The organism is Chitinophaga varians (assembly GCF_014529945.1).
Classification (GTDB): Bacteria; Bacteroidota; Bacteroidia; order Chitinophagales; family Chitinophagaceae; genus Chitinophaga; species Chitinophaga varians.
The window spans coordinates 960,303-982,806 of sequence record NZ_JACVFB010000002.1; the positions used below are offsets into that span (position 1 = coordinate 960,303).

Annotated in this window: 20 protein-coding genes and 1 tRNA gene; 6 read left to right on the forward strand and 15 right to left on the reverse strand. The window is 47.8% G+C overall.

Annotated features, from left to right (window positions below; translation table 11 throughout):
• The first annotated feature begins 17 nt into the window (after positions 1 to 17).
• The 4 genes from ICL55_RS11800 (at position 18) to ICL55_RS11815 (ending at position 3,909) form a co-directional block, all read left to right on the forward strand.
• Entirely contained in the window at positions 18 to 1,676 is a 1,659-nt protein-coding gene (locus ICL55_RS11800) for an ArnT family glycosyltransferase (protein ID WP_188097258.1), read from the forward strand.
• 129 nt (positions 1,677 to 1,805) lie between these two features.
• Positions 1,806 to 1,879, forward strand: a tRNA-Asn gene (locus ICL55_RS11805).
• Positions 1,880 to 2,064: 185 nt separating this feature from the next.
• Positions 2,065 to 2,814: a glycosyltransferase family 2 protein gene (locus tag ICL55_RS11810; RefSeq protein WP_188097260.1), complete on the forward strand. Its 750-nt coding sequence runs from the start codon at positions 2,065 to 2,067 to the stop codon at positions 2,812 to 2,814.
• Between the two features lie 9 nt (positions 2,815 to 2,823).
• Entirely contained in the window at positions 2,824 to 3,909 is a 1,086-nt protein-coding gene (locus ICL55_RS11815; protein WP_188097262.1) for a glycosyltransferase family 4 protein, read from the forward strand.
• Between the two features lie 32 nt (positions 3,910 to 3,941).
• On the opposite strand, the gene ICL55_RS11820 is transcribed toward ICL55_RS11815, so the two are convergent.
• The 9 genes from ICL55_RS11820 to ICL55_RS11860 form a co-directional block, all read right to left on the reverse strand.
• On the reverse strand, positions 3,942 to 4,520 hold the full coding sequence (locus tag ICL55_RS11820) for a suppressor of fused domain protein (RefSeq protein WP_188097264.1): 579 nt from the start codon (positions 4,518 to 4,520) through the stop codon (positions 3,942 to 3,944).
• Between the two features lie 60 nt (positions 4,521 to 4,580).
• On the reverse strand, positions 4,581 to 6,026 hold the full coding sequence (locus ICL55_RS11825; RefSeq protein ID WP_188097266.1) for a TolC family protein: 1,446 nt from the start codon (positions 6,024 to 6,026) through the stop codon (positions 4,581 to 4,583).
• Positions 6,027 to 6,029: 3 nt separating this feature from the next.
• Entirely contained in the window at positions 6,030 to 9,065 is a 3,036-nt protein-coding gene (locus ICL55_RS11830) for an efflux RND transporter permease subunit (RefSeq protein ID WP_188097268.1), read from the reverse strand.
• 3 nt (positions 9,066 to 9,068) lie between these two features.
• Positions 9,069 to 10,133 carry an efflux RND transporter periplasmic adaptor subunit gene (locus ICL55_RS11835; protein ID WP_188097270.1) on the reverse strand — a complete coding sequence of 355 codons (1,065 nt, stop codon included), beginning with the start codon at positions 10,131 to 10,133 and terminating at the stop codon, positions 9,069 to 9,071.
• A gap of 69 nt (positions 10,134 to 10,202) precedes the next feature.
• Positions 10,203 to 10,625 (reverse strand): hypothetical protein, encoded by a 423-nt coding sequence (locus ICL55_RS11840; protein ID WP_188097272.1) that lies wholly within the window; start codon positions 10,623 to 10,625, stop codon positions 10,203 to 10,205.
• Between the two features lie 2 nt (positions 10,626 to 10,627).
• On the reverse strand, positions 10,628 to 11,803 hold the full coding sequence (locus ICL55_RS11845; RefSeq protein WP_188097274.1) for a DUF4221 family protein: 1,176 nt from the start codon (positions 11,801 to 11,803) through the stop codon (positions 10,628 to 10,630).
• A gap of 86 nt (positions 11,804 to 11,889) precedes the next feature.
• Positions 11,890 to 12,279, reverse strand: a complete 390-nt coding sequence (locus ICL55_RS11850) for a carbohydrate-binding module family 14 protein (RefSeq protein ID WP_188097276.1) — start codon at positions 12,277 to 12,279, stop codon at positions 11,890 to 11,892.
• 54 nt (positions 12,280 to 12,333) lie between these two features.
• Positions 12,334 to 12,717 carry a carbohydrate-binding module family 14 protein gene (locus ICL55_RS11855; RefSeq protein WP_188097278.1) on the reverse strand — a complete coding sequence of 128 codons (384 nt, stop codon included), beginning with the start codon at positions 12,715 to 12,717 and terminating at the stop codon, positions 12,334 to 12,336.
• 101 nt (positions 12,718 to 12,818) lie between these two features.
• On the reverse strand, positions 12,819 to 13,877 hold the full coding sequence (locus tag ICL55_RS11860; protein ID WP_188097281.1) for a DUF1573 domain-containing protein: 1,059 nt from the start codon (positions 13,875 to 13,877) through the stop codon (positions 12,819 to 12,821).
• Positions 13,878 to 14,120: 243 nt separating this feature from the next.
• On the opposite strand from ICL55_RS11860, the gene ICL55_RS11865 reads away from it, so the two are divergent.
• Complete coding sequence (locus ICL55_RS11865; protein ID WP_188097283.1) at positions 14,121 to 14,456, forward strand: helix-turn-helix transcriptional regulator; 336 nt, start codon at positions 14,121 to 14,123, stop codon at positions 14,454 to 14,456.
• A gap of 6 nt (positions 14,457 to 14,462) precedes the next feature.
• Positions 14,463 to 17,543, forward strand: coding sequence for an efflux RND transporter permease subunit (locus ICL55_RS11870; RefSeq protein ID WP_188097285.1), 3,081 nt, complete (start codon positions 14,463 to 14,465; stop codon positions 17,541 to 17,543).
• Positions 17,544 to 17,545: 2 nt separating this feature from the next.
• Here the strand turns inward: ICL55_RS11870 and ICL55_RS11875 are convergent, their stop codons facing one another.
• The 6 genes from ICL55_RS11875 to ICL55_RS11900 form a co-directional block, all read right to left on the reverse strand.
• A complete protein-coding gene (locus ICL55_RS11875) occupies positions 17,546 to 18,394 on the reverse strand; it encodes a class I SAM-dependent methyltransferase (protein WP_188097287.1) in 849 nt (282 codons plus the stop codon).
• Between the two features lies 1 nt (position 18,395).
• Positions 18,396 to 18,779 carry a VOC family protein gene (locus ICL55_RS11880; protein ID WP_188097289.1) on the reverse strand — a complete coding sequence of 128 codons (384 nt, stop codon included), beginning with the start codon at positions 18,777 to 18,779 and terminating at the stop codon, positions 18,396 to 18,398.
• A gap of 77 nt (positions 18,780 to 18,856) precedes the next feature.
• The gene (locus tag ICL55_RS11885; protein WP_188097291.1) at positions 18,857 to 19,651 is read right to left on the reverse strand and encodes a helix-turn-helix transcriptional regulator; all 795 of its coding nucleotides are present in this window, start codon (positions 19,649 to 19,651) and stop codon (positions 18,857 to 18,859) included.
• Positions 19,652 to 19,797: 146 nt separating this feature from the next.
• Positions 19,798 to 19,968 (reverse strand): class I lanthipeptide, encoded by a 171-nt coding sequence (locus tag ICL55_RS11890; protein ID WP_188097293.1) that lies wholly within the window; start codon positions 19,966 to 19,968, stop codon positions 19,798 to 19,800.
• A 146-nt stretch (positions 19,969 to 20,114) separates the two neighbouring features.
• A complete protein-coding gene (locus tag ICL55_RS11895; protein WP_188097295.1) occupies positions 20,115 to 20,903 on the reverse strand; it encodes an alpha-1,2-fucosyltransferase in 789 nt (262 codons plus the stop codon).
• A gap of 326 nt (positions 20,904 to 21,229) precedes the next feature.
• Positions 21,230 to 22,498, reverse strand: a complete 1,269-nt coding sequence (locus tag ICL55_RS11900; protein WP_188097297.1) for a hypothetical protein — start codon at positions 22,496 to 22,498, stop codon at positions 21,230 to 21,232.
• Positions 22,499 to 22,504: the final 6 nt, after the last annotated feature.

The following is a 22,504-nucleotide window of genomic DNA, read 5'->3' on the forward strand; positions in this document are numbered from 1 at the left end:
GAACGTAACTTTTGCACATGTTATCGTTACCTGCAACTGTTCGCCCGTTTGCCTTTACCGAGAAGCAGATTTGGGTGTTTATCGTTTTCCTGCTGACTTTATTGCAGTTCAGCGCCCTTACCGTGCCTATTCTGGAGCCCGATGGTGCGCTCTATGCCGGCGTCGCCAAAACCATGGTGCTGAAACACGACTACCTGAACCTCTATGCCGACGGCCACGAATGGCTGGACAAGCCCCACTTCCCTTTCTGGATGGCAGCCCTGAGTTTTCAGTTGTTCGGCTTTCATACCTGGTCGTATAAACTGCCCGCCATCCTTTTCCTGTTGATGGGCGCCTGGTATACTTATCGTTTTGCACTTTCCTTATATGGTGATACTACCGCCCGCTGGGCAGTTTGTATCCTGCTGACAGCAGAGCATCTTGTGATCTCCAACAATGATGTGCGGGCAGAGCCTTATCTGACGGGACTTATCATTGCGGCCGTATATCATTTTTACCGCAGCGTTGCACAGCCGTGGCGTTATCATCTGTTGCTGGGCGCATTGTTTACCGCCTGTGCTATCATGACCAAAGGCATCTTCGCCCTGGTGCCCGTAGGTGCTGCTATCGGCGGACATTTGCTGTTTACGCGTCAGTGGAAACTGATTTTTCAATGGCAGTGGGTGGTGGCGCTGGCATTCATCGCCTTGTTCATCCTGCCGGAGTTGTTGGCGCTCTATCAGCAGTTTGACCTGCATCCGGAAAAGGTGGTCTTCGGCCATACCGGTGTATCCGGGCTGCGTTTCTTTTTCTGGGACAGCCAGTTTGGACGTTTTATGAACACGGGGCCTATCAAAGGCGCCGGTGATCCTTTCTTTTTCTTTCACACGCTGCTATGGGCTTTCCTGCCCTGGCCGGTGATGTTGTATGCTGCGGTGATCATCTTTTTCCGTAAATGGAAACAACAGCCGGAATACTATTGTCTCTGCGGCGCGCTGGCTACTTTTGTATTGTTCTCGCTGTCGCGTTTTCAGCTACCGCATTACCTCAACATCATTTTTCCTTTTTTCGCTATCCTGACAGCACACTATATCCTGTCGTTGCATACCGCTAAGGGGCTTCGTTTTTTCCGGACCACGCAGTATACCATTATCATTCTGCTGGCCGTGGCCGGCGTGGTGCTGGACCTGCTGTATAAGCCGGCCATGGGTTATGCGTGGTTAATCCCTATTGCGGCGCTCATCGTTTTATATATGCTGCTGCATTACTGGCTGGATAAAAGCACCAGAGAAGCGGTGTTTTACCGGACCGTTGCCATGAGTATTCTGTTGAACCTTTACATCAATACCATATTGTATCCCGATATGATGCAGTACCAGAGCGGCAGTGAGGCAGCGCGTTATGCCAATGCCGCTATTCCCGGTACGCCGGTGACGCTGTATCAGAACAACTCCTATTCTTTTGAATATTACCTGAACGCGCCGGTGCCGCGCGCCGATACCGCCGCGGCGGGTGTTGTGTTCACTACGCCGGAAGGGCTGACCACTCTGCGGCAACAAGGATATGACTATACGTTGCTGCGCCGGTTTCCTCATTTTTATATCAGTAAACTGGACATGCCTTTTGTGCGGAAAGCTACACGTGCCAGTGCCCTCGGAGAAAAAATGCTGGTGAGGGTTAAAAAAGTGTCTCCCTGAAACCCTTTGTGGTAGCGTGTTTTCAAACTTTTTTCAAAAATTTTTAAAAAAAGTGGCAATAAGATTTTGCAAAAATGAAATTTTACCTATTTTTGCAATCCCAAATCGCACAAACGATACGGGAAACACTCCTCCTTAGCTCAGTTGGTTAGAGCATCTGACTGTTAATCAGAGGGTCGCTGGTTCAAGTCCAGCAGGGGGAGCAAAAAGCAAAGCAGTTATAACGAGCAGTTGTAACTGCTTTTTTGTTTTGTACTTGTAGTATGGTTATTGGCTTGTCTGGTGAGCATTCACCTTGATGGCATAACACTTTTTTATACTATTTTTGTTCCATTCAGGTTCAGAAGCGTTGTACGTGTTTTGGACTACATGCCACAATAATTTGATTATGCAAGAAGGCGGAAACCGAAAGGTGATTACAGGACCCGGCCCACTCGTTTCTATCATTACCGTTACAAAGAATGCGGCCAGCTGCATAGAGAGCGCTATACAAACTGTATTGGCACAAACCTATCCTAATATAGAACATATCATATTGGACGGAGAAAGTACGGATGGCACTGTTGAGATACTCAAAAAGTACAACGACAAAATCGCTTACTGGCGTAGTGAAAAAGACAGCGGTGTATACGATGCCATGAACAAAGCGGTAAAATATGCCAAAGGCGACTGGGTATTCTTTCTCGGCGCTGACGACACCTTATATCCCGGGTTCAGCAAAATAGTGGAAAGATGTTTCACGAAACCCAATTGTATCTATTACGGATGCTGCATCTGGGAAACGCATACAAAAGGATTCAAGTATACTACCTACCGACTGGCCAAGGAGAACCTCCCTCATCAGGCGATGTTCTATCCTAAAAGCGTTTTTGAAAAATACAGCTACGACGTAAAATATAAAGTACGGGCAGACTATGTGCTGAACATGCAACTCTGGGCGGATAAAAAATACCGTTTCGAATACTACGATTATCTGATCTCTAACTATGCATCGGGCGGATTTTCAGGACAGGTAGTTGACGAGCAGTTTGCAAAAGACAGGGTCCGCCTCATTGGAAAGTATCTCGGGATACCCGTGATGCTCCGCTACATGCTGAAGCGCTATAAGTATAAGCGTATAAACTATGTCGAATATTAACCAATAGCCATGAAAGTCTATTTTGATCATCAGATATTTTCGATGCAGCGCTACGGGGGCATTTCCAGGTATTTTGCCAATATATACAACTCCCTGAAAGACCACGGCCATACCGACTGTAAGCTGCTGGTGCTGTACAGCAAGAATGCGTATATCCAGGATCAGAAATTTCCCCTGAGTCCTTTTTTGGGGGAGAGACTGCTGAAGAAACAACACAAGCTGGATCGCTGGAACAAGCGGTATTCGAAATACATGATCAAGAAGAATGACTTTGATCTGCTCCACCCCACTTATTATAATCCGTACTTCCTGAATAAGCTGAAGAAGCCTTTCGTGTTGACGGTGCACGATATGATCCATGAACTCTTTCCGGAGTTTTTTTCACCACATGATCATTTTGTGCCGTTTAAGCGGGCTACTATTACCCGGGCAGATCATATCATTGCTATATCTGAATCTACCAAAAGAGACCTGCAGCATATCTTCAATATACCCGAAGAAAAGATCAGCGTAGTGTACCATGGCTACCAGGAAGGTGGCGCTGTGCAAGCAGATTTTACCCCGCCATTTAAGGACTATGTGTTGTATGTGGGCGACAGGCCAGGGTATAAGAATTTCGGCCGGATGGTGCAGGCCGTGAAACCTTTGCTGGAAAGATATGACATCAACCTGATCTGCGCCGGCGGCGGAGGCTTCGGGCAGGCAGAGCAGGAAATGCTGATTCGTGCCGGTATTCAAAACAGGACCAAACAGATTTCGGCCAGCGAGGGAGAATTAAATGCCCTTTATCAAAAGGCGACCGTTTTCGTATATCCGTCGCTGTATGAAGGTTTTGGCTTGCCGATACTGGAAGCGTTTAAAAATAATTGTCCGGTAGTGATGAGTAATACCAGCTGCCTCCCGGAAGTGGGTGGCGAAGCGGTTAGCTATTTTGATCCCTACCATATTGATGATATGACCCGTGCTATTGACTCGGTGCTGAACAGCAGCGACAAGGCAAACCAACTTCGGGCATCAGGGATACAGCAACTATCCCGCTTTCCCATGGATAAATGCATGAGGGAAACACTGGAGGTGTATAAGAAATTGATATAAAGCATCTGAAAGGCTTGCTACGGCAGGCCTTTTTATTTCCCCGTCAGACAGGGCCGGGCCGGGTTCAGGTAATCCAGCTCCTTCTCTTCAAATAACTGCTCCAACGCTTCACAGCCGTTTTCCACCTTATAGTCCCTCTCTGCTCTGGTGATGGGTATCAGCCAGTAGCAATGAATGGCGTGCTCCCCAAAGTTGAACAGCTGCAAATCATCTTCATCAAGATAAGGCAAGGATATGAAGGCGTGATCGCAAACGGAGTTATCCAGCCATGGTTGACCAACATTTACCGTATGGTGGATGTTTAAAGGACGGCCCGTCCGATGGTAGGAAGCACAATAAGTTAATAGCTCCACCAGCTTCTGATCTGCTTTAGGAGATAATACAAACAGCTCAATCAGATTATCATCCGTTCTGTCGGCAGACATGCCTACGGTGCAATAAATAAAGGCGTTATGGCGCTTATTGGGAGGTATTTCAAGCAGATAGAAGTCAGGATGGAGTTTCTCCCTCGGCCCTTTATCCAGGATAGCCTTTTTTCCCTCTACACCAAAATAATGCTGGTAATGTTGCGCCAACCGGGCTATGTATTGTTGCGGATCTGATGCCTGCATATGGACGATAAACAGTTTTGAAGTGCAATGATAAGTAATTGACTGCCATTCCCCAAAGGCTTAGAGGATCTTCTTTCCTGTAACGAAATCATACAGTGTCAGGCAGCGCAGCTGGTAATAGGCATCCCAGAAAGTCCTTAAAGCGGTGATGTATTTTTTCCGGGCCTGGTCTTTCTCTATCAGGGCGATGTTCAGGTCGGTCACGGACAACTTGCCCAGCTTAAACTGTTCCTGGGCGAGGTTATATCTTTCCTGTGCAATCATATCTGTCTGATGAGACACTTCGATGTTATCCCTGATCAGCGCGGCGTTTTTAACAAGGGTGACAATTACCTGGCGGATGTTCATCTCTTCCTGTGCAATGGTGTATTCTGTTGTTTTGAGGTTGCTGTTGGCCAGATTTATCTTGCCTCTGCTCCTGCCCCAGTCCACAATGGGGACGGCCACACCTAAGCTCAGGTTCTGCTGGGAGTTGGGGCGCTGATAGAGTTTATCGAATTGCTGACTGGCGTTATTGAGGCCGTAGCTGGCGGTTAAATTAATGGCGAGGCGTTCTTTCCGGGCTTGTTCCAGATCGCGCAACGCTTCCTCCCGGCGACGAATGAAGCCCGTAAATGCCGCACGGTTACGGATAGCTTCCTGTATGGCCATTTCGAGGGAAATATTGAGCACTGGCAGCGCTGTGGGCAATAGTAGTTCTATATTGCCGGTATCGGAACTGGCGGTATAACTGTTGAGATTAAACAGGGCGGTTTGCAGGGATACTTCGGCCTGTTTCTGGTCCTGTATGGAGTTGAGCACCTGTAGTTTGATCTGTAACAGCTTTTCACGGGAAGCAGTGCCCAAATCAACTTTCTTTAATTCTATATCATAGATCTGTTGCTGGTTTTCCAGATTTTTCCCGGAGAGGTCCAGGTTTACCTGTGCATCCAGCACATCAAAGAAATAGCGCACTACATCTGCGGAGATGTTCTCTTTCTGTTGAATATAATTTTTGTTGGCCTCTTCCAGCCGTAGCGGGGCCAGTTTCTTTTGCCATTTGAACGCGTTGAATCCGAACAGCGGTTGTTGTAGGTAGATGTTTGCGGGGATGGTGCTATACTGGCCGAATTTCCTTTCGATATCATCGAAACGGTTGAGCGATGAGTTGATAGATAACGTGCCACCGGTGGCGGTGATGACCTGCGATAAGCTCAGGCCGGCAGCAATCATATTCTGCGTACGATATTGGTATAAGCTGCTGCCATCGGGTTGTCTGACAGCGAGGTAGTCTTTGCTATAGTCAATCAGTGTGCCGGTGAGTAAGAGTTGTGGCCTGACGGAAGCCCTGAAATTATCATATTCATAATAGCTGGCCTGTCGTGTACTGGTGGCCAGCTTTTTATTGATAGAATGTTCTGCTGCAATGGCAATGAAGTCCTGCAACTGGTACTGCGGACATTGTTGCGCCTTCAGCTGCGGTAGACAGCACAGATGTAAAACCGTGAGCGCGATATATCTTTTCATGCTTTAATCCTTTTTGGTGAAGAACCAGTAAGCCAACGGGATGAACCATAGTGTGAAGAAAGAACCGATGGTGAGTCCCCCGGCAATGACATACACGAGAGGCTTTTGAAGATCGTTGCCGATGCCGCCGGTAAAGAGTACCGGCATCAGGGCGAGGCTGGTGGTGAGAGAAGTCATCAGCAAGGGTTTGAGGCAAATTTCCCCCGCTTCATGGATGGCTTTTGTCATTGCTTCTCTCCTGCTCATACCAGCGGTTTCATAGTTGTTCCTGAGTCGTCGCAGCGTTTCCATCTTTAGAATAGGATCGTCCACAATAATCCCGAGCACTACTACGAAACCCACGCCGGCCATGATGTCCAGCGTACCTCCTGCCAGGTAAACGATCAGCAGCGCACCCGATATGCCCAGTGGCATAGTGAGCATGATAATCAGCGGCTGTACCAGGTTTTCAAATTGTACCGCCAGTATGAAATACAGCAGTAGTATGGCTATCAGCACCGTGACTAAAATTTCATGCGAGCGTTGTTTTTCGGTGAAATACCTGCCGGAGAAGTTAACATTATACCCGTTTTTTGCTGCGATGGCGGTCATGTTTTGTTGGAGGTGATCGTAATCGAACCGTGATAGTTCCGTATATACGATACCGTGATAAGTGCCTGTTTTGTCGCCGGTGAGGTATCGGGGGCTCTGGCCTTTATTCCACGCAATGATGGCGGACAACGGATAACTGGTGTTGTTTTTCCCGGTGATGGTGTGGCTCAGCGCCGTGGTGATGTCGGCATTATCCCTGGAAAACCGGATTGTTTTTATTTCTCCGAAACGTTTTATTTCTGAAATGGTATAATTGCCAAACAGTCGTTGCAGCGTTTCTTTCAGGCTGGCCATGCTGATGCCATAGAGTTGCATCTTGTGGATGTCAGGTGTAAATTCTATGCAGGTTTCGTGCTGAAAGGCGGCGCCTTTTTTCCAGGCAGGCGATGGCAACGCCTGTAATGCTTGTAAGAGGTGGGTATAAGCATCTTCGTCGGCGCCGGTGCTCACCGGTTTCAGCCTTGCTTCAAAATAAGGGCTGTTGTCACGGAAGAGCTGTGTGAACGCATTGGGAGCGTCTTCCAGTTTCCATACGGCATCAGGATAGTGTTGTTGCAACCAGGTGTTGACAAGGGTGTCCAGCCTGATTTTATCTTTTTCCTGCCTGCATTTATAGTAGATTTCAGCTTGCTGCAGGGTATGGTGTTGCTGCGTCAGCAGGAATTGCCGGAGCCCCAGATCGGCTTCCCAGGCTATGCTATGCGTGCCGATGACAGATTCCAGCTGTTTAATTCTACGGTGGTTCTCTGCCAGGTCTACAGGATTATTCCAGTCAATGGTGAGTAATGTTTCCGTTTGGGTAATATGAGGCAGTGCAGATACCGGAATAAACTGATACAGTATAATACCCACGGGCATCAGCGCGATGGTGAAAAAGAAATACGGCTTCTTTCTGGCGAAAATATGATGTATCATCTGGTGGTACTTCCCGGCTATCCACTGATACAGCCTTGTGTCTTCCCGCATATTGGCGGCCTTGTCTGAGATGAAAAGCCGGAAAAGCAGCGGGTTCAGGAAAAAGGCCACCAGCAGCGAAACTCCCAGTGAAATAGTAAGGGCAATAGCCTGATCGGTGATGATAGCGCCTGCCAGCCCGCTGAGATATATCAACGGCAGATATACGGCCACCGTAGTAAGCACCTGACTGATAACGGGCACCATCACTTCGTTGGTGCCAACGACGCAACTGTCTTCTACCGACAACCCCTCTTTTCGCTTTCTGGAAATATTATCCAGTACCACGATGGAGTTATCTATCAACATACCTATTCCCAGCGCCAATCCGGAAAGGGAAATAATATTAAACGAGATGCCGAACAGGTAGAAAAAGATAAAAGTCAATATCAATGATAGCGGGATGCTGATGCTCATCAGCACCGGGGAAACGAAGTTGCCGAGAAACAGGAATAGTACCAGCACACAAAGGATACCTCCATAGAGTAAATCCTGTTGCAGATTGTCGATACCTGCTTCCAGCAGGTAGTGCTGATTTTGGGAGATATAAAACCGCGCTCCGGGATAGTGATGACCGAAGTCGCTGATGAGGGAGTCGATAGCCGGCATGAGCGTGTGCATGCGGGCCCCGGATTGTTTATGCACATTGAGTACCAGCCCCTGCCTGCCACCGTACAAATGATAGCCGTCGGGAGGGTTGACGCTGTGCGACACGGTGGCAAAACGGGATAGCGGCATCACCGCGGTGTTATTATTGATGCTTACCGGGATGTTTTTTATCTGTTCTATAGAGATCAGCTGATTGTCCATGTTCACCCGGAGACTATAATGACCGTCTTTTACGGTCACTGTTCCCAGTTCCATATTGGCGGACTGGATGGCGTTTGCCAGGTTCGCAACGTCCAGTTTGACCGCTGCCAGCGACTGGGCATCCGGCTCGATGATGATAGCCGGTGTGCTTTTCCCATTGATGTCTGCCATGGATACGCCGGGAAGCTGCTCTATCCTTTTTCTGAAAATTTTTTCGCTCAGATTGGAGTATTCCTGATAGTCTGCACTGTTTTCCGGGATGATCTGGACGCGGGCTACCGGTATATCTGAGGTGTTGCTGCGGATAACAACAGGGCGTTCCATATCCTGGGGAAGGCTGTTGGTGAGGCGGTCCAGTTTCTCATTGATCGCCATGTAAGCCAGATTGGTATTGGTGCCGTAGCTTAGACGCAGGTACAGGGTGGCTGTATGGTTGCTGCTGATGGTCTCTATATCTTCCAGCCCGGCGATGGTCGTCAGATTGTCGCGCAATATACCGGTAACATTTGCTTCGATGGCGGCGGCTGTATTGCCGGGATAGGTGCATCTGATAGTGATCCCCGGCACATCGATGTCGGGGAGCAGTGCCACGGGAATGCGGAACAGTGCCAGTATTCCAAGGATAATGAGTACACCGAAAGTCATCAGCATGGCAATCGGCCGTTGGATAATAAACCGGATCATGAACTAACGAATAATACTGACTGTGGAGTTGTGGGTTAACTGGACATTATTGGAGATGATGATGCTGTCTCCATCTTTGAGGCCTTCGGTGATTTCTATGGAAGTGCCGTTATCTCTTCCTGTTTTCACATATTGCCATTTGGCCTGATTTTGCTGTACGGTGAAAACAACCGCTTTGCCACTACGCATCACAACGGCTTCCTTAGGAACGGCCAGGACCTGTTGCAGCGGAATGGCCATTTTGGCCATAGCGTTCATGCCCGGCACCAGCGACCGATGATCGATGATGCGGAGTTTTACCAGCATCATTCCGTTGTCATCCACAATGGGGTTCGTTTCAGTGACAACAGCGTTGTGCCGGCTGCCGGAAACGGTTTGCAGGGTGGCTGGCTGTCCTGCTTTGATCATACTGAAATCGCTTTCGAGGATGTTGGCTTCAAGGTAAAGGTCAGCAGCGGTATAGATGGTAAACAATTCGTCTCCTGCTCTTACAGTACTGCCCTGCTGTACTTTTACATCGGCAGCAATGCCTTTAAAGGGCGCCCTGATGGTCATTTTTTCCAGTTCAAGGGTCAGCTCTTTCAGGGTCAGTTCTGCGTTGGTGAGGCCTGTATTGGCTTTCAGCTTGTGATAAACAGTATCTCTGATCTGCTGGGACTTGGATTCAAGCAGGCTGGCCTGGTTCAGCAGTTCGCTTTTGTAGTTGATGGCGGCATTGAAATGCTCTTCCGTGGCGCGTTCCCGACGTAGAGAGATAGCCCGCTGATCAAATGCGATCACCGTTTCACCGGCGTCCAGCATTTTATTGTTCCAGACATTGCATAGGCGAAGTGGCCCGCTTTGTTCGGCATGAATGGTTTCTTTCTGCTTTGCCTTTATTTTACCCGAGCTCTCGATATAATAGCTGAAGAGGGCTTTATGTAATACGAGCACTTTCACGGCCGTAATATTATCCGGTTCCACATACTGTTTGGGCGATGCTGTATGCTTTTGATCTGCAGACGCATTTCTGCACGACATGGATAACAGCGGCATCAGCACAATTCCTGCCAGCAATAATCTTAACATAGGTTACTATTACGAATGAAGGGCCGGTTGGAGTGTTTCCATACCGGCCCGATGAAATATCTTTTATCTTCAGGGTAAGACGTTGTCTTTGGAGATGGCCAAGAGCTTGTCCCCGTCGACGGTGACCCTGACGGGATAAGGCCACAGGTCCTGCCGGTCGTTCGTTACCTTGTAAAATTGATCGTCATGATCTATAAAAACATTTTTATGATGCAGGATGCTGTCTCCCACCCTTGTTCTTAATATTTTCAATGATCTTATACCCGTGAAGATGATTTTTACATCTCCCCTGTTGCACAAGTGCATCGCTTCCTTTTCTACGCCTGAGATGCAGCCACCGCAGCCTGTGCCAGGTATAACGATCACTGTTTTCTGACCCTGGCCCGGAAAAGCGGTGTTGATGAATCCTGCCAAATCATTGCGCTGATTATTGGTTTTGTGGTTACAGGAAAACAGGCCGACAGACAGTATCAAAATAAATAATCGCTTCATAGTTATTTTTTCTTCAGTGTGAAGCAGGTGAACCGCATGATGTCTTCATTTTCTGTTTCTTTCTTACGCAGATACAATCCTTCCGGTGTAATGAAATGGCCGCTGAAGGCGTAGTATGTGTCAGGGAGTTCTATTTCCCCTGTTTTTTCAAAATTTTCATTGAGGATGATAACGATGGACGTCGTTAGTTGCAGGCCGGCGCGGCTGGTTTGGCCGTTGGGTTTGATGGCCATGCGGTAATAGACTTTACGGTACGGATCATAAGTCACCACACAATAGGACGGGTGGTCAAAGAAGAACTGAAGGTCTGCCAGTTGCCCCGGACCGGATTTGCTGAACAGGTCGGCCTTGAATGGCAGGATGTCCGCTTCTGTGAACTGCTGGCTGCCGGCGTAGTAGCTGTTGATTTTACCGGTTTTAATATCGAGTGTGAACAGCGAATCGGACATCGGAAGGCTGAATGCCAGTGTTTGTTTTTCTTTGTTGATGGTCTGGAAGATGTTGTAATGCTCTCCGCACCACATTTTCCGTTTGAAATACCTTTCAGATATGCAAAGGTTAGTGGCTATGGAGTCTTTCAGGTCGATACGGCATACAGAACTGAGTGTTTTTTTGTCCATATCGGTACCGATATACAGGATATGCCCGGATGCATATAACTGATTGTTGAGATAACATATCGGCTGGTTGGTAGTTGCCATAGGATCGGCCGGCAGTATGGCTGAACTATCTGCAAAGTAGGTCTTAAAAGCATTCAACGGAAATAATCTGACGCGGGTGTTTTGCTTCAGGTCTGTAATGGTAAAAGACTTGGTGGGATAGTGGTATAATATCAGCGAGTCCGGAGAGATAAAATGGAAGCCATCTATCTTAGGCAGGCTGTTAGGGCCTTCCAGGGGGAAAGCGATTTTTCGTTTGAGCGTGCCTTGTGAAAAATCATAAATATTGATATCGCGGTTTTCGGGATTGTACTGTGCCAGCAAATTGGGGGTGGAATCGTTACCGGGAACATACTGTATGCAGTTAGCCGCTGGCGCTGTAACGCTGTCCAGATGCAGGATGAATTCCTTGCCGGCTTCGAGTTGCATGGTTTCGGTGAACGCGTTTTTCCGTTGCAGGCAGGAGGTCAGCAGCAGGCCGGATAAGAATATGATAACGGATGATTTACAGGAAGGCATGTCGGATCGTTGTGGTAAAAGGATATTGTGGTGCAAATACCTTCCTGCACGATGTTGTGCAGGAAGGATGTAATTTTCGCGTCGCATTACATGCTGGCGCCGGTTTCACAAGGGTTGGGTTGATACCTTGCCTGCTCGCAAACCTGGATATAAGCGCCGCTACCGTTGCTGTCCTGTCTTAAATAACAGTTACCATCGTTTTTACCGTCGTTGGGATTTTTGTAGCATTGTTTGCTACCGCCACCGTCAGCCTCGCAACCTGCGTCCTGTGGCCAGTCGCAGACCTGCATTGCCGGATTGAAATGAAGTCCGGGAGGGCATTCGAGCTCATACAGCATGCCATTGCTGCAACGGTAGAATTTAGTGCAGTCGGATGGGTGGGGGTACAGCTGGTCTTCTATGCAGGCATATACAGCTACGCCTGATGCCATGACCAGCACCACGAACATCACAATCGTGGAAAACAGTTTTTTCATGAGTGTTAAATTTTAAAGGTGAAGAAAAGACTTCGGTAGTAGGAAATGTTTTAATTAAATGCTGGCGCCTGTTTCACAGGGTTTGGGTTTGAAGTATGCCTGTTCGCATACCTGAATGTAAGCGCCGCTGCCGCCACTGTCTTGCCTTAAATAGCAGTTGCCGTCATTTTTTCCGTCGTTGGGATTTTTGTAGCATTGTTTGCTGCCACCAGCTTCACAACCTGCGTTCTCCGGGAAGTCGCAGTATTGCATTGTCGGATTAAAATGGAGACCGGCGGGGCAGGTCAACTCAATAGGCGTACCATTGTCGCATTTGATGAATTTGCTACAATCTTCCGGATGCGGGTACAACTCACCATCCACGCAGGCATGTACTACTGCCGCTGAGGCCATTACAATTACTACGAACATAATAACAGCTGAAAACAGTTTTTTCATAATGCTAGATTTTATAGGTGAATAATAAAGAGACTGTTACGGAGTACGCAAAGACAGCACCTGTAGCACAGGATGTTTTGCGGGACAGGCGAAGCGCAGCATTATTCAGCCAGCCCTTTTACATTGATTTGTACCTGTGCGTTAGAGGCATTGCTGCTCACAAATACTATTTTTGAAAACTCTCCTTCGCTACGGGCATGATAGGTGATCTGCATACTGTCTTCCCGGCCCGGCAGTACAGGATTCTTAGGCCAGTTAAACGTCATACAGTCGCATGAGCCGAGCATTTGCTGAATGAGTAAGGGTTTTTTGCCGCTGTTACGGAAACGGACACTCGTTTTTGTATAAGATCCGGTTGCTACCGTTCCATATTGATGCGTTGTTTCACTAAGGGTGATAAATGCGTCTTCAGCCGGCGTGTAGGATTTGTCAGCGGCGAATTTCATTTCATTGCGCAGGGAGGCATACAGTGCGAGGTCCAGGCTGCTGTTGAATTCCAACGATTTTAATGCCAGCGCTCTTGCGCGGGCAGTGTCTCCCAGGATGGAACTTGCTTTCGCGGAGAGATAGGTGTTATAGAAGTACGTTTCCTGCCGGAGGGTACTGTCCAGTATGGTGCGCGCTGACTGGGCCGCGGCTTTATCGGTACCGGATTGCGACAGGATCTGTTGTGCTGTCAGCAGCTGGTTGAACAGCCAGATAGCTTGTCCGTGCTTCGTTTGAAGCCTGGTTTTGAATTCATGTTGTATCGTTTTTCCTGACAGGCAGTTTTCCGTGCAGCTCACTACATATTTTGAAGGGGCATCTCCATCAATGATGGTGAGCAGCCTGCCATCAGGTGAAAACAAATAGCTTCCGGGCGTAGCCATGGTGAAAAAGGGATAAAAGAAGGCCTGGTCGTCCGGCTTGTTTTTATAGGCTATTGTAAACAGTACTTTGCCGGATAATTCCTTCGCTATTAATTTATCTGTTTTTATTTTCCGGATGAAATCGTCACATGGGGGACAGCCTTCACCGGCGTAAATCACAAATAATAGTTTATGTTCCCCGGAAGCCGTAGCAAAGGCTTGTTTCAGGGTTCCATTAAGGAATTCAGGTTTATCAGGGGCACAGGACATCTGCAATAATATCAGTAATATTATCCACCAACGTGTTCGCATAGGTAAGGGTTATTTTTATTTCTCGATTTTACTTCATGCTTGCTCTTTTATAAAATTGCTTGTCATAAAAGTATTGAATGTATAGTTGCATTTATGCAGATTTTCTTTACATTGTGTCTGTATTATTTACAAAAACCTATCAACCATTTAAGCGTAATTAGCGAACAGTTAATCCGAAAAAAACAGATTAATCAGAGTAACTGAAGTCCCGAACCTTATTTGAGCATTCAACCATTATTGACGATGAAAATTAATTACAAGTCAACACTAAGTTGGCTTAGAAAACGTAAGTGCTATACCCAGCAGCAGGTAGCAGATTATGTCCACGTGAGCCGTCCCACCTACGTTTCGTGGGAGCAGAATACCGGTGATCTACCGTTATCCAAAATGATGTTGCTGGCACAACTGTATGAGATGACACTCACCCAGTTTGTCAATCTTATTCTGGCAGAGAACGATATGCCGCCTGCTGAACAACAATCAGAGGGAGACGTCCTGCTGATGAACATCAGCAAGGATGTTGCTAAAATTAAAGAGATGTTAAGCAGCATATCACCTATACCGCCAACATTTGAATAATAGTCCATGATTTCACCCATAAGAACGGTACTGCTTTTTTCGGCTGTCAGTTTGCTGTGCCTGTTATTGGTCCCTTACCTGCACGTAACGCAACGTCCCGTGTTGCCGGCCAATAATATTAATATCAGTTTCTCCTTTGCCAATGCGGGGCCAGAAGAAGTAGAACAATATGGTACAGCTGTGATAGAATCTGTTTGCGCGCAGCTGCCTCAGCTAACGAATATCTCCTCCCGGTCGGTAAATAACGGAGGCAGTGTTTCGCTGAAGTTTGAAGACGGGGCTGATATGCAGCTGAAACATTTTGAAGTGGCGGCACTTATTCGCCGCTATTTCCGCGAAAGGCCGCCCGGTATGTCTTTTCCCACGCTGGAAGACAGATCTGCTACCGGCGATAAAGAAGATCCGCAACTGGTATATACCGTCAACGGTCCGGGAACGGCGCTTGCCGTCAGTAATAACGTGGAACATTTCTTTACCAGGGAGCTGTCGTTGATCAGCGGTGTCAAAAAAGTAGGCGTATCCAATGGCGGTACAGCACGGGTGATGATTTTGTTTGACCGGAAAAAGTTGCTGGCGCTGCAGCTGCAACAAACAGATATCATCGCGGCCATCCAGGAGCGCATCAGAGATCACTACCCCGGCGCTGTAGGCACCACGGGTAAGGACGAGATCTTTATACGCCTGAATGCTTCGCTTACGGATGTGGCGCAGCTGGGAGATATCCCCGTCATTAACAAACAACAGGAGGTTTACTATTTAAAGAATATTGCCGCCATCACTACCGGAGAGCCAGACATCGCACAGTATTACCGTATCAACGGTAATAATTCTGTGACCATCTCCATTGTGCTGCATGAGGAAACGAATATGATCACTGTGGCGAAACAGGTGCGCAGCGGCATGGAGGCAATCACTTCCCGGCTGCCGGCGGGGTATCAGGTCAGCCTGAGAACAGATGTGGCAGCGGATCTGGAGCGGGAACTGGAAAAAAATCAATACCGCGCCCTTTTGGCGGTAGGCATACTGTTGTTGTCGTCATTTCTTTTCTACAGAAGATGGCAACAAGTGCTGAATTTGCTGCTTAGCCTGCTGGTAAATGTTTGTCTCACTTTATTACTGGTATATCTGCTGGGAATCAATATTCATATGTATACCTTGTCGGGATTGGCGGTAGCGTTCGGCATCATGATAGATCATGCGGTGATCATGATTGATTACTACCAGCAGTACCGCAACCGGCGGGTGTTTCTGGCTTTGCTCGCAGCTACACTGGCAACGGTGATGGCCTTGTTGCTGGTTTTCCTGCTACCCGATAATGAGAAAATTAAACTGCAGGATTTCGCTGTCATCATTTGTATTTCGCTGCTGACCTCCCTGATCACTAACCTCTGGTTCACTGTCGGATTATATCATCTTCTGAAAAAATCTCATCATAAAACGGTAAAGCAGATACGTAGTACGAGAAAATTGCTGACACTCGTGCATGTATATGCCCGGTGTATTGCCTTTTTGGCCCGATGGAGGAAATCCTTCCTGTGCCTGCTGATATGGGCTTTTGGTATTCCTTTCTTTTTACTTCCCGACAGATGGGAGAAACAGGAGTGGTATAATAATATCACCCATAACGCTGTCTTTCATAAGCAGGTAAGACCAATATTAGATAAATGGCTGGGAGGAAGCATGGGACTGTTTTATAGAGGCATGCTCCACAATGGGGGGCAGACGGGAGAAGCGCAGGACAAACTGTTTGTAAAGGCCAACCTGCCACCCGGAAGTGATATCTCCATGATGAACGATATCATCTCACATATGGAGACGGGGCTAAAGAATACGCCGGACATAGAAAAATTTGTTACCAGTATCAACGGAGGAGAACACGGCGACATAGAAATCATCTTTACCAGTGATGCTGCCGTACATGGTACGCCATATGTGGTAAAGGCGCGTATGATCGGTATGGCGGAGCAATGGGGCGGTGTGGAATGGGATATCTACGGACAGGGTACTGCTTTTAGTAATAGCGTGAATAATGCCCGGCATTCTTTTACGGTTGTGATGACGGGCTATAATTATGATGAGTTGCTGCAACAGGAGCAGATACTGGCCAACAAGCTCCTCGAGCATAAACGAATTCAACAGGTAGATATTAATAAGCCGGCGGATAACCAACGAATGATCGGCCTGAAAATAGATAACCAGCAGCTGGCCCTGAGCGGCATCAGTAACAGTGCGTTGTTTAAAGGGCTGCAACAACACACCACTGAAACACAGATCGCCTCCCTGAAAAAGGATGGAGTGTTATTTCCCGTGTTGTTACAGGAACAACAGGCAAAAGACTATACGAAATGGCATCTCATGGAGGGTCGAAGCGATATCAATGGAAAAAAGAGCGTTAAACTGCAGCAGCTGGGAAGCCTGACAGAACGGGACGTTACACCCGATATCACCAAGATAGATCGAAAATATGTGGGTAATGTCAGCTTCGATTACAAGGGAGAGGCATCTTTCGGAAAGAAATTCCTGGATAAATGTCTGGAGGAGATGAAGATGGAGATGCCTCCCGGGTATACTGCGAAAGACAATGATGAGGAAGAAAGGACCACGGCTGCGGTTAGTCGCTACTGGCTGATTCTATTGCTGCTGGCCGGAAATTTTATTATCTGTAGTATGTTGTTTGAAAGCCTGCGGCAGCCCTTTTATATCCTCATAACGGTACCTGTTTCGTTTATTGGTCTTTTCCTGGCTTTCGCTTTCAGTGGCGCTGATTTTGATCAGGGAGGGTTTGCGGCATTCATTCTCCTGGGCGGACTGGTAATAAATGCCGGCATATTCATTGTGCATGATTTTAATAATAAGCGAAAAGTCCGTGGATGGCACAATTATACGCTGATGAAGGTCATTGTCAACAGGGGACGTACTATTCTGTTGACGACCATCGCTACCATGGGCAGTATGCTTCCTTTTCTGCTGGAGGCAGAGCAGGAAGCATTCTGGTACCCACTGGCGGTTGGCACTGTCGGAGGATTGTTTTGCTCCTGGGTGGCGGTGTTTGTGGTGTTGCCGGTGTGTATGTGGAGGAGGCGCTGATGCTACGCTCCTATCGTGGCCGTTAAAAACATTTCTCCGCTCGCAGGTGTCAGTCCATCTTTCCGGTCGGCGAAATAGCGTGCTTTTAACTCCGCAGGGGACACGATGGACGCATTTTTCAATCCATTTTCCCTGGCGAGTGCGAGTACCTGCTCCGGTGTGAAGAAGCTGACAAAGGGATTGCCGGACGCTTTGGCGCCCTGGGTAGATGCTTTTTGCAGCGCAAGGTCCTCTTCTTCCAGCAGTTCCTGCGGCACAATAAAGGTGATGGCTACCCTGGTGCCGGAAGCCATAGCGGCTATCTGGTGCAACATCTGACTGATGGCCTCCCGTGAGAGGTAGAGCGTAACGCCCGTACAGGCTATCACAGCCGGAAGGTCCGGTTGAAAGCCGGCCTGCAATAAGGTATCCCACCAGGACTGCCCCTTTTCGAAGTCTACCCCTACAAAATGCAGCGACGGGGAAATGCCATATCCTGTTTCTATCAGCCTTTGCTGTTTCCATGCCAACGTACCGGGTTCATCGATCTCGTATATCCGGAGGCGGGAAGCTACGCCTGGATTGCGTTGCGCGAAGGTATCGAGGCCGGCGCCGAGGATGACGTATTGGGTGATGCCATTCGCTGCTTCCCTGATGATCAGGTCTTCTATAAAGCGTGCCCTGGCAGCCATCGCTGCCCGTACTCTTCGGGAGAAGACAGGGTCCATATCAGGTCGCTGCTGCCACCCTTCCCCGGGAGCAATGAGTTGAAGGCCTGTGGTATCTTCGAGTAGGTGCGGCGGTGCATCGAGTTGCACGTGCAGCGCCCGCCAGAGGGCCGTCCGTACGGCGGTAGAATTAGGTGCCTGCATTTTATGCTTTTGAACGTAAACCAATAATATTTCCTTCTGTATCTTCTATCAGGGCGATGAAACCCGCTTCGCCAATGTTGACTTTCGGTTGCAGGATGTTGCCTCCGGCGGGTGTTACCCGGCTTAGTTCACTGTTGATCTCTTGTGTGTCGAAATATACCAGGATGCCGCCCGGGCCGGGATTGACCTTGTCCAGCTTCACCAGGGCGCCCATACTGCCGCTATGCTCCTCTTTGCCGGGGAAAAGTGCATAATCCATATGGGCGTGCCGGTCGCTCTGTATAGGCGTCACCGTTAGCTCAACCTGCAAAACTTCCGAGTAGAATTTTTTAGCCCTGTCAAAGTCGGTGGTATAAATTTCAAACCAATTCACTACGTTTTTCATCTTGTTTATCTTTTTGAGATGATGGATGATGTAAAATTAGAACGATGTGAAAAAGCAGAATTGTAAAAAACCGACAGCTACTTCATCCACTCCGGGAAATTAGGAAGTTGTTCCTTTGCCTTATGGAGAAAGTGTTTAGGCGAAGCGCCGGCAAATAGCTGAAACTCCTTTATAAAATGCGCCTGGTCAAAGTATTGTTGCAGATGCGCGACGGCTGTCAGTGACCCGAAGTTGGACTGACGAATAAGTTCGAGTGCCGACTGGAAGCGACAAATGCGGGCATACATTTTCGGTGTTACACCAATGTGATGCTTAAAATAGCGCTCCAGGCTACGCTCCGAAACATTGAGCGCCGACTGCACCTGCGGCAACGTTTTTCCCTGCTGTAGCAGGTGAATGGCCCATTCGGTCTTCCTGTCTGTCTTGTCATTTCTGCTCAGCTGTTGCAGGAAAAAGGACTCCAGTATCTGTACCTTTTGCTCGAAGGTGCCGGCGTGAAAAAGTTGTTCGCTCAGAGATGTACGGAGTAGGTCATCAAGATCAGTATACTGATTGGTGAGATCGTAAGTGGTCAGCGGAAAGAGGCTGGTCAGTACGCCTGGCTGGAAGCTGACGCCCACATTCAGGAACTTTCCCTGTACCTGCATATTGGCGTATTGCGTCTTGGGACCGTAAAGAAAAAGAGGGGGTAGTTGTTGCTGATAATGATCACGAAAAGCCTGTGGATGCTGCTGAAAGATCATTCCTGGTATGCCGTCGGTCATAATCTTGAAATTCTTTTCCACGACAGAGAAGGAGCGCTGTTCCAGCATCCAGAAATAACGGATATATTTTCGCAGTGGCTGAATAGGATGGATAAGCCTGAAGTCCATGGTAATCCCGTTTCTACGAAAGTGAAGATACGCAAAATGCCGGGTATCGGACATAGATATCCCGCTCCGGAAGATGGATGCGTTAAGACAAAACAAACCACCTCCCGGCCACGGGATATGTCTTTAAAATTACAGGCTACTGTGTATTAGCAGCAGACGTGGTCCGGAGTAGCGCTACAATCCGTTGGACGGGTGCCGCAAATGGGTTTTACGGTGGCTCCGCCAGCTACTTTGGCCTGTTGTTCAATAGTTAATTCGGTAATTGTGAGCTTGTTGAGGAACAGTTTCGGGCTCAATACAGGTTTTTTCTTTTTCATGTTTTTGGATTTTGAGTGGTTAGGAAAAAAAGAGTGGCATGGTTAACACGTGAAACCAGGTTATTTGAGTTGTTGGGTTATTGGCGCAGTTAAGTACAGTAATCTAATATACGAAAGTAAGTCTGAAGAAACAAAAACTGGTTTTATTAAAACCAGTTTTCGTCGAAAATTTTAAACTTATCAGGTGATACAACGTCGCCGGCTGTACGAATATGATACAATGGCGTCTCGCCGATATAACTGGCCCACATGGTAAAGGTGCTGACCGGCCCTATCAGGTAATCACAGCGCGACATCAGGAAGTGATCAATATGCACAGGGTTGTCAGAAAATACCGCATTAAAATGCCGGGTATAATTAGCTTTGTTCAGTGCTTCGTCATTGGAGAAGATGATAATTTTGTGAGGCGTATCAATGCCCGACAGGAGTTGTTTTATCTTATCAATGTAAACATCATCTTCAAAATAATACTGCCCGTTCAGAAACTCCTTATAATCTCCCCGCCGGATGTGCACCCCGATGATCGTTTCATTATTTTGTTTCTTCAGGTATTGCTGCTGCAATGGTTCCTGATCAATATCCGGTGTAAACAAGCGTTGATAAAGCTTCCTGTTTTTGAAGGCCGTTTCCTTGCTTTCAAAATACCATCCTTCGCAAAAAAGTCTTTTTTTACGACGGAGCATGTCTTTGTAAAACGGTATCTGTTCGATATCTGCAAAGCTTAGTACTTTATACAACCTCGTTCTGATAAAGAACTTCATCAGCACTTTGGAATAGTTTACACCGTATTCCTGTAGGGCCGGATAATGTTTAAAATACTTTCTGAAATAGGGACTGTGAAAAGGGATGTTGTGTTCCCGACAGAAAGAGTCCAGGTGAATAAACTGCAGGAAATTATTGCTCGTTTGCCCATACAGTTTGGTCAATACAACCATGTTGTACAAATTTTTAGTGAAGAGTGAGGAGAATAGCATATCAGCCCCCGGACAGACGGAGGTAGCGACATTATTTAAAGCATGGTATAAATCTTAGTGACTAACGACTTCTTTTAAGCATGGTTTTTTAAGGGTGATAAAAGTTATCATGTTATGCCTGAAATGCATAACTGTGGCTAAAAAGCGCGTGAAATTAGGTAAACAATTATATATGAAACAAAAATAAATATGGCTAGATAGGAAGGTGTTGACGTGGGATGTCTTTAAACAAAAAAAGCATACCGGTTGAACGATATGCTTTTTCATGATTTTTGTTATTGTGTTCATCAATCATAATCCGATAGTCTAACGGCGAAGACTACACGATTGTCCTGCCCGTATTTCGCGGTTTCATACTCGGTAAGATTCCACAGGTAACCGGTGGCGCTGTCGCGGAAAAGATCTTCTGCGCCGTGAGGCCAGCGGTAGCGGGTACCGGCGGCGGTGCCGTCGTTGTAGCGTACCAAACGGGCGGTGGACCCCAGATAGGAGCTGGTGCCGGTGATGGTCATGAAAGTTTTACTGCCTGCCCGGAAAACGCCTTGTATGCCGTATACATTGCCACTGTCATTATCCCTGGGAACGATCACGGTGGGTTGAGTAGTGGTGCTCACCTGTCCTGCTGCATTGATCGGGAAGCCGAATGCCTGCGGTGTAGCCGTTTCGGAAGAGGTGATGTACTGAGATGTCCAGAGGTATTTATCTGCCGGCGTAGCGCCTTCTCCCAGTTCTATGCAGGAAAAAGGTTTAGCGTTGGTGATTTTGTAATAGCCTGTCTGAGGCAATATATAAGCATAGTTGAATGCTTTGAGATCACCATTGGTTTCCTGGCCAATGCGTGTTTCGGTGGCATCGCCGGCAGCTGATACAAAGGTGTTGAGATCAAAAACGCGGATGCCCAGGTTAGTATCGGCAACATAAATTTTGCCCGCATAGTAGGCCACGCCGCCGGCGTGGATGGTAACCGGACAAAATACGCCCAGCTGGGTATAAGGATTGGAAGCTTTGTACAATGCCGAATTAGACATATTGGCGGCGTTTTGTACCAACAGGATATGCCGGTAAGTGATGCTGGACATATTGGTGATATCCACCAGTGAAATACGGACGCCCTTGTGCTGATTGTTAATTCCTGCAATGGTGCCGGGGTCGATGCCGTACCAGGTTACCAGCAGAAACTTTTTGCCGCCCCAGGTAAAACCTGTAATCCCCTGTGGTCGCCATTCCTGTGTTTGTTCATCGCCGCTGTTCCATTTGAAACCGGTGACCTGATTGGCGGCAGGAATATTAAACCCGTACACGGTGTTGTAGCCGCTGGTCGTTGCTGCCCGGTTGAGGTCCAGTTGATCAGGTGTTTTAAATCCGTAAGTCGACAGGCTGTTGACGAAGCTGCTCTCGTCTGTAAAGGTGACAGTACTGGCGGCAAGGGTAGCTGCGGTAGCGGTCTGCTGTTGCGGAGTGGTGTGGCCGGGTGCGGTCTGGTCCACCATGTTTTTGCTGCAGGCCGCCAGACAGAGGGACAGCGCCAGCGGAAGGTGATAAGCGTGTAGCTTCATAGGATG

Excerpts from the sequence above, each read along its gene's own strand:
- ICL55_RS11800 (WP_188097258.1), top strand. The coding sequence starts at position 18 with ATGTTATCGTTACCTGCAACTGTTCGCCCGTTTGCCTTTACCGAGAAG.
- ICL55_RS11810 (WP_188097260.1), top strand. The coding sequence starts at position 2,065 with ATGCAAGAAGGCGGAAACCGAAAGGTGATTACAGGACCCGGCCCACTC.
- ICL55_RS11815 (WP_188097262.1), top strand. The coding sequence starts at position 2,824 with ATGAAAGTCTATTTTGATCATCAGATATTTTCGATGCAGCGCTACGGG.
- ICL55_RS11820 (WP_188097264.1), bottom strand. The coding sequence starts at position 4,520 with ATGCAGGCATCAGATCCGCAACAATACATAGCCCGGTTGGCGCAACAT.
- ICL55_RS11825 (WP_188097266.1), bottom strand. The coding sequence starts at position 6,026 with ATGAAAAGATATATCGCGCTCACGGTTTTACATCTGTGCTGTCTACCG.
- ICL55_RS11830 (WP_188097268.1), bottom strand. The coding sequence starts at position 9,065 with ATGATCCGGTTTATTATCCAACGGCCGATTGCCATGCTGATGACTTTC.
- ICL55_RS11835 (WP_188097270.1), bottom strand. The coding sequence starts at position 10,133 with ATGTTAAGATTATTGCTGGCAGGAATTGTGCTGATGCCGCTGTTATCC.
- ICL55_RS11840 (WP_188097272.1), bottom strand. The coding sequence starts at position 10,625 with ATGAAGCGATTATTTATTTTGATACTGTCTGTCGGCCTGTTTTCCTGT.
- ICL55_RS11845 (WP_188097274.1), bottom strand. The coding sequence starts at position 11,803 with ATGCCTTCCTGTAAATCATCCGTTATCATATTCTTATCCGGCCTGCTG.
- ICL55_RS11850 (WP_188097276.1), bottom strand. The coding sequence starts at position 12,279 with ATGAAAAAACTGTTTTCCACGATTGTGATGTTCGTGGTGCTGGTCATG.
- ICL55_RS11855 (WP_188097278.1), bottom strand. The coding sequence starts at position 12,717 with ATGAAAAAACTGTTTTCAGCTGTTATTATGTTCGTAGTAATTGTAATG.
- ICL55_RS11860 (WP_188097281.1), bottom strand. The coding sequence starts at position 13,877 with ATGCGAACACGTTGGTGGATAATATTACTGATATTATTGCAGATGTCC.
- ICL55_RS11865 (WP_188097283.1), top strand. The coding sequence starts at position 14,121 with ATGAAAATTAATTACAAGTCAACACTAAGTTGGCTTAGAAAACGTAAG.
- ICL55_RS11870 (WP_188097285.1), top strand. The coding sequence starts at position 14,463 with ATGATTTCACCCATAAGAACGGTACTGCTTTTTTCGGCTGTCAGTTTG.
- ICL55_RS11875 (WP_188097287.1), bottom strand. The coding sequence starts at position 18,394 with ATGCAGGCACCTAATTCTACCGCCGTACGGACGGCCCTCTGGCGGGCG.
- ICL55_RS11880 (WP_188097289.1), bottom strand. The coding sequence starts at position 18,779 with ATGAAAAACGTAGTGAATTGGTTTGAAATTTATACCACCGACTTTGAC.
- ICL55_RS11885 (WP_188097291.1), bottom strand. The coding sequence starts at position 19,651 with ATGGACTTCAGGCTTATCCATCCTATTCAGCCACTGCGAAAATATATC.
- ICL55_RS11890 (WP_188097293.1), bottom strand. The coding sequence starts at position 19,968 with ATGAAAAAGAAAAAACCTGTATTGAGCCCGAAACTGTTCCTCAACAAG.
- ICL55_RS11895 (WP_188097295.1), bottom strand. The coding sequence starts at position 20,903 with ATGGTTGTATTGACCAAACTGTATGGGCAAACGAGCAATAATTTCCTG.
- ICL55_RS11900 (WP_188097297.1), bottom strand. The coding sequence starts at position 22,498 with ATGAAGCTACACGCTTATCACCTTCCGCTGGCGCTGTCCCTCTGTCTG.